Source organism: Mameliella sp. MMSF_3455 (assembly GCF_030733205.1).
Lineage (GTDB): Bacteria > Pseudomonadota > Alphaproteobacteria > Rhodobacterales > Rhodobacteraceae > Antarctobacter.
The window spans coordinates 1-6250 of sequence record NZ_JASHJL010000085.1; the positions used below are offsets into that span (position 1 = coordinate 1).

Annotated in this window: 6 protein-coding genes; 1 reads left to right on the forward strand and 5 read right to left on the reverse strand. The window is 66.4% G+C overall.

The features are described 5' to 3' along the window. Window positions 1-67: 67 nt before the first annotated feature. Complete coding sequence (locus tag RBB42_RS27710) at window positions 68-805, forward strand: SDR family oxidoreductase (RefSeq protein ID WP_305972588.1); 738 nt, start codon at window positions 68-70, stop codon at window positions 803-805. A 73-nt stretch (window positions 806-878) separates the two neighbouring features. Here the strand turns inward: RBB42_RS27710 and RBB42_RS27715 are convergent, their stop codons facing one another. From RBB42_RS27715 to RBB42_RS27735, 5 genes are all read right to left on the reverse strand, one after another. Continuing rightward, window positions 879-1790, reverse strand: a complete 912-nt coding sequence (locus RBB42_RS27715) for a DMT family transporter (RefSeq protein WP_305972666.1) — start codon at window positions 1788-1790, stop codon at window positions 879-881. A gap of 62 nt (window positions 1791-1852) precedes the next feature. Then, complete coding sequence (locus RBB42_RS27720; protein ID WP_305972667.1) at window positions 1853-2575, reverse strand: SDR family oxidoreductase; 723 nt, start codon at window positions 2573-2575, stop codon at window positions 1853-1855. Continuing rightward, window positions 2572-3636: a Gfo/Idh/MocA family oxidoreductase gene (locus RBB42_RS27725; RefSeq protein ID WP_305972668.1), complete on the reverse strand. Its 1065-nt coding sequence runs from the start codon at window positions 3634-3636 to the stop codon at window positions 2572-2574. The genes RBB42_RS27720 and RBB42_RS27725 overlap by 4 nt, the downstream gene beginning before the upstream one ends. 37 nt (window positions 3637-3673) lie before the next feature. Continuing rightward, on the reverse strand, window positions 3674-5170 hold the full coding sequence (locus RBB42_RS27730; protein WP_305972669.1) for a UxaA family hydrolase: 1497 nt from the start codon (window positions 5168-5170) through the stop codon (window positions 3674-3676). 94 nt (window positions 5171-5264) lie between these two features. Beyond that, a complete protein-coding gene (locus RBB42_RS27735; protein WP_305972670.1) occupies window positions 5265-6215 on the reverse strand; it encodes a phytanoyl-CoA dioxygenase family protein in 951 nt (316 codons plus the stop codon). Window positions 6216-6250 lie beyond the last annotated feature (35 nt).

Below are 6250 nucleotides of genomic sequence, written 5' to 3' on the forward strand. Positions count from 1 at the left end.
CTCTGCCCCCCGCCTTCGGCTCCCCCCGGAGGTATTTATCGGCCCAAAGAAACATGGGGGAGGGACAATGACCCAGACAATCATCATCACCGGAGGCGCGCGCGGGATCGGCAAGGCCTGCGCCGAGACCTTTCTGGCAGCGGGCTGGAAGGTCGGGATCGTGGGCCGGACCGAGGCCTCGGTGGCCGAAATGGCCGACAGCCATGAAAACGCGCTGGGCCTGACCTGCGACGTGGTGGACGAGGCTCAGGTGGATGCGGCCTTTGACAAGGCGCTGGCGGAGTGGGGGCGGATCGACGCGCTGTTCAACAACGCGGGCGTGTCGGTCATGGGCGGCCCGGCCGACGAAATCAGCGTCGACGACTGGCGCCGCTGCATCGACATCAACCTGACCGGGTCGTTCATCTGTGCGCGCGCCGCCTTTGGCCGGATGCGCAGGCAGGATCCGCAGGGCGGGCGCATCATCAACAACGGGTCGGTCTCTGCCCATGTGCCGCGCTGGGGATCGGCGCCCTACACGGCGTCGAAACATGCGATCACCGGCCTGACGCGCTCGCTGTCGCTGGACGGGCGGCCCTACAATATCGCCTGCGGTCAGATCGACATCGGCAACACGCTGACGGACATGGCCGAAAAGATGACCAAGGGCGTGCCGCAGGCCGATGGTTCCATCGCGGTGGAGCCGGTCATGGATGTGTCCAACGTTGCGAAATCGGTCCTGCACATGGCCTCGTTGCCGCTGGAGGCGAACGTGCAGTTCATGACCGTCATGGCAAGCGCGATGCCCTATATCGGGCGGGGCTGAACATTGTCCCGGGCCCGCGTTTCTTTGGGCCTGAAATACCTCCGGGGGGCCGCAACCTGATCCGGTGGCGCGACTACCGTGTATGCGGCACGGGGCGGCGGACCCGGCCGCGGACCACGCGCTCGCGCTGCCAGATGTAGAGGCCGGAAGCGATGATGATCGCACCGCCGCCCAGCGTCCAGACCGTGGGCCAGGTGTCGAAGATCAGGATGCCGGCGACGGCGGCCAGGAAGATCTGGATGTAGATCACCGGCGCGAGGATCGAGGCATCCGCCCAGCGGTGTGCGATCACCGCCGCGATGTGGCCGCTGGCCCCGAAGATGCCGATCAGGCAGAAGGCGATCCAGACCGGCCCCTCGGGCCAGACCCAGCCACCCAGAACGAAGGGCAGGAGTGCCAGGGCCGCAAAGCCGCTGGACCAGATCTGCTGGGTGGCGTTGCCTTCGATCCCCGCCAGCAACCGCGTCATGATGAAATAGAGCGCCGCCATGCTGAGCGCCCCGATGGAGAGGAACATGGCGGGGTGAAAATCGACGCCCCAGGGCTGCATCACCACGATCACGCCCAAGAAGCCCACGCAGACGGCGATGATCCGGCGCAGGCCGACCTTTTCGCCCAGGATCGGGATCGCGAGCAGGGTGACAACGATCGGGCCGGCGAACATGATCGTCGTGGTCACGGTGATCGGCAGGAATTGCAGCGCCGAGAAATTGCAGACCGTACTGCCAAGCAGGAAGAAGCTGCGCAACAGCTGGCGCAGAGGGGCGTTCGAGACGAAAGCCTGCCTCCCTTCCTGCGAGCCGTAGATGACAACCGCGACGAGGAAATGCCCCGCGTAACGGGCAAAGACCACCTGAAGCGCGGGCAGCCCCGCGAGGATCAGCCACTTGGCCGTGCTGTCGATACAGGTGAACCCCAGCACGGCCAGGGCCATCATCAGCACGCCGGCGGCGGTGCGGTCTTCGCGGGGGAGAGCTTCGGCCATGGGACGGGTCTTGCGGTTGGGAAAGGGAAGGTGGTGCGAAAGCCCGCGTAGGGGGATTGCGGTCAGCCGACCGCCCACCCCCCGTCGATGACATGGGCCTGACCTGTGGTAAAGGCGCTTTCATCCGAGCCGAGGTAGACAGCCAGGTGTGCGATTTCTTCTGTCGTGCCGATGCGGCGCATCGGTTGACGGGCTTCAAAGGCCTTGCGTGCTTCCTCGTAGTCGCCCATTGCCCGCAGTCTGTCGTGCAAGGAGGGGCTGTCGACGGTGCCCGGACAGATGCAGTTTACGCGGATGCCCTGCGTGACGTAATCCAATGCCACGGATTTCGTCAGCCCGATGACGGCGGCCTTGGACGCGCCGTAGATGCATCGGTCAGGCGCCGCGATGATGGAGCTTGCGACGGAAGCCATGTTCACGATGGACCCGCCGCCGCGCTCGATCATGCCGGGCAGGGCGGCCTGCATCGCATGGAATTGCGACCGGACGTTCAGCATCATCGCAAACTCGAAATCCTCGTCCGTAGCCTCCAGCAGCGTGCCGGCGTGCACGAACCCGGCGCAATTGACCAGGATGTCGGGCTCTGCGGCCTCGACGGCGCGGGTCAGCACCGGCTTGTCGGTCACGTCCAGTGCAAAGGTCGTGCCGGTCAGCCCCTCCAGCAGGTCGGGGTTGAGGTCGGTCGCGGTGACCTCGGCGCCTTCGCGTGCATAGCTCTCGGCGATGGCGCGGCCGATGCCCTGGCCCGCGGCGGTGATGAAGGCGCGTTTGCCGGCTAGTCTCATGTCAGAACTCCTGTGAAATCTCCGGGCACCTCGCCGCGCTTCACGGGGCGGTGCCTCTGTCCGGAAAGGGCGGTGGCCAACGTCATTTCCAGGGCGGCGATGCCGTCCCGGGGCTGGCAGAGGATGTCGTCGGCGCCACTGTCGAGGAAAGCGGCGAAACGATCGATCTGGACCCGCAGCGGATCGACCTTGTCGAAGCCGGGCGGGTCAAGGCGTTTGAGCGGTTTTGACCATTCGACCTCGCCCGGGCCGGACGCGCCCCAGCGGGTGAGCGAGGGAAACGAGAGCGCCCCCAGCGTGCCAGTCATGCGAATGTAATCCTCGCCGGAGGCGGCGACGGCCGGGTTTTCCGCGCTGGCGGCCTCGAAGGACCACGGTGAGGCGCCCGCGTCCGAAATCAGGAAGGACCCGAGCGCGCCGGTCTCGAAACGAAAGGCCAATGCGGCAGTGTCCTCGATCACATGGCCCCGCGTGGCGTTGGAGGTCAGCGCCGTGACCTCGACCGGCAGGCCGGCAAAGACGTTCAGCAGGTCGATCTCGTGGGTGAGATTGGTGGCCAGCGGGCCGGCGCCGGGGGCGCGGCGCCAGGGCACGTCGTAATAGCTGTCATGCTTGCGCAGGCACCACATCCCCTGAAGGCCGACCAACTGCCCGATCTGTGGCAAGGCCTCGCGCGTGGCCTGGATGAAGGGGTGGCAGCGGCGGTGGTGGCCGACGATCAGCGGCAGGCCCGCGTCGGCGGCGGCCTCGGCCATCTTGCGCGCGTTGTCGAGCGTGTCGGCAATGGGTTTTTCCACCAGCACCGCCCAGCCGCGCCCGAGCGCGGCGAGGGTCGAGGGCAAGTGATCCGGCGTCGGCGTGGCGATCACGCAGGCGCGGGTCTCTGCCGGCGCGTCGTCGATCGCGGCGACGGCGGGCAAGCCTTCGTCGGTCAAGCTGGCGCGCGTGGCCGGGTCCGGTTCCACGATGGCTGTGATTTGGATCGCGGGCGAGGCGGTGGCGACCTCGATATGGCGGCGCCCGATGGAACCCGCGCCGATGATGCATAGGGGGAGGGTCATGATAAGCTCAAGGATAGTGGTTCGATCAGCGATTTGATTACATCACCGCCCCGATCTGCCAGGGCACAAATTCATAGTCACCCAGGCCCTGTGCCTCGGATTTCGTCTGTTCACCGGAGGCCATGCGCAGCCACATGTCGTAGATCTCGCGGCCCACGTCCTCGACCGTCTTGCCTTCGGTCAGGATGGTGCCGGCATTCACGTCCATGTCCTCGGTCATGCGGTTGAACATCTCGGTGTTGGTGGCGACCTTCATCGAGGGGCTGGGCTTGGCGCCGAAGGCCGAACCGCGGCCGGTGGTAAAGCAGACAAGGTTGCAGCCGCTGGCGATCTGGCCGGTGACGCTGGCCGGATCGTAGCCGGGGCTGTCCATGAAAGTGAACCCCTTGGCCGTCACCGGTTCGGCGTACTTGTAGACGCCGGTGAGCGGCGTGGTGCCGCCCTTGGCCGCGGCGCCCAGAGATTTTTCCAGGATCGTGGTCAAGCCGCCCTTCTTGTTGCCGGGCGAAGGGTTGTTGTCCATGCTGCCCTTGTTGCGTTCGGTGTAATCCTCCCACCAGCGGATCAGTTCGACCAGTTTCTCGCCGGTGGCGCGGTCGACCGCGCGGGCCGTCAGCAGGTGTTCGGCGCCGTAGATCTCGGGCGTCTCGGCCAGGACGCCGGTGCCGCCCTGTGCCACCAGCAGGTCGCAGGCATGGCCGACGGCAGGGTTCGCAGTGATCCCCGACCAGGCGTCCGAGCCGCCGCATTGCAGGGCGACCATCAGATCGGAGGCGGGGCATTCCTCGCGCGAGGCCTCGTTCACCACGGGCAGCATCTTTTCGATCTTCTGGATGCCCAGTTCCACGCATTTGCGCAGCCCGCCGACGTCCTGGATGTTCATCGACTGAAACAGCGGGCCGGGTTGCAGGCCGTAGGCTTCGACGAGCCAGTCGATCTGGTTCATCTCGCAGCCCAGGCCCGCCATCAGAACGCCGCCGATATTGGGGTTGCGGGCATAGCCCCACATGACCCGTTGCAGCGCCTCGAAACCCTCGCTGCCCTGGCCGGCCATGCCGCAGCCGGTGCCGTGGACAAAGGCCACCACCCCGTCGACATTGGGATAGGCGGCCAGCTTGTCGTCGGTGAAATGCGCGGCGATCTTGCGCGCGGCGGTGGCGGAGCAGTTCACCGATGTGAGCACGGCGATGTAATTGCGCGTGCCGACGCGCCCCGTCGCGCGGCGGTAGCCCATGAATGTGTCCTGCGTCGCGGCGGGTGCGGCGGGGCGAATGTTGGTCGAATACTCGTATTCGGTGTCGACGTTGCGAAAGTCCAGGTTGTGCGTGTGCACATGGGCGCCCGCGACGATGTCCTCGGCGGCATAGCCGATCACCTGCGCGTATTTGATCACCGGGGCCCCCTTGGGGATCGCCTGCGCGGCCAGCTTGTGGCCGCGCGGGATCAGCTGCGTTGCGCCTTCCTGCCCGATTTCAAGCGGGGTGACGGCGGTGACCACGTTGTCGGCGTCGGAAAGGCGGACTGTCTTGTTCATCTCGGTCTCTCAAGGGCTCTGATTGGCCCCGGGGCCGGGGCCTCATGTCGCGATGTTCCGGCACGGGGCCGGGATGGGTGTTTGCGGTGGCCGGTCAGGCGCAGACCGGGCTGTCGCCCGACCAGCGGTGAATCGGGATATGCGGTTCCGGCGCCAGTCGGGCGCGGGCCTCTTCCCACATGGTCTTCCACTTTTTCCAGTCGCGCAACTCGGCCTCTGGCGCATGGCGCGAACGGGCGATGAAGGCGGGAAAATGCGCGCGGCCCGTGGGCTGGCCGGTGACATTGTAGCGGATGTCAAAGCTCCAGCGGAAATCATTGCTGCGGTTTTCCAGCGAGGCATGGGGCGTCAGCGGATGGAAAAGCACCGCGCCGCCCGCCTTGACGGGCAGGGGCAGGGCCTTGTCCTCGTCCAGGAAGCCCGGTGCGATGGCGGTCTGTTTCCGGGGGCAATGCGGATACATTTGCGGCTTGCCCGGCACCACCGTCAGACAGCCGTTTTCCTCGGTCGCGTCGGAGATCGCCAGCCAGACAGTGACCATGCGGGTCTCGTCGCCTTCCTTGTGGGCCACGGCCCGGTCCTGGTGCCAGGCGGTCGCGGTGACATGGGCGCGCGGCTCGTCCGCGTGCAGATGGGTGGCGGGCGGCTTCAGGCGGACGTGCTGGATCGGGTTCGAGGTCAGCTCGGGGCCGATCAGGTCCTCGACCATGTCCAGAAGGCGGGCATCGGTCAGCATGTCAAAGACGGCGGGACCGAAGTGAAAGGGCGTGTCGGCGGCAATCTCTCCGCCGGGCAGGGAAATGTCCATCGGCTGAAACCAGTCGCAGCCCGCAGCGTAGGAGGTGAGCAGTTTCTGCCAGAAATCCATCCCCTCGGCAGGGGGCACGCGGCCCTCGGTGTGCCAGCGGGCGTAGAGCGTGTCCAGCAACGCGGCATATTCGGCCTTGACCGCCGCCAGCCTATCCGCGTTCAGAACATCCTCGACCACGACATACCCTTCGCGGTCGAACTGTGCGATCTGGTCCTGGGTCAACATCAGGGGCATGGGCTGTCCTTTCGCTCCGGGGCGGGGAGGGGGGG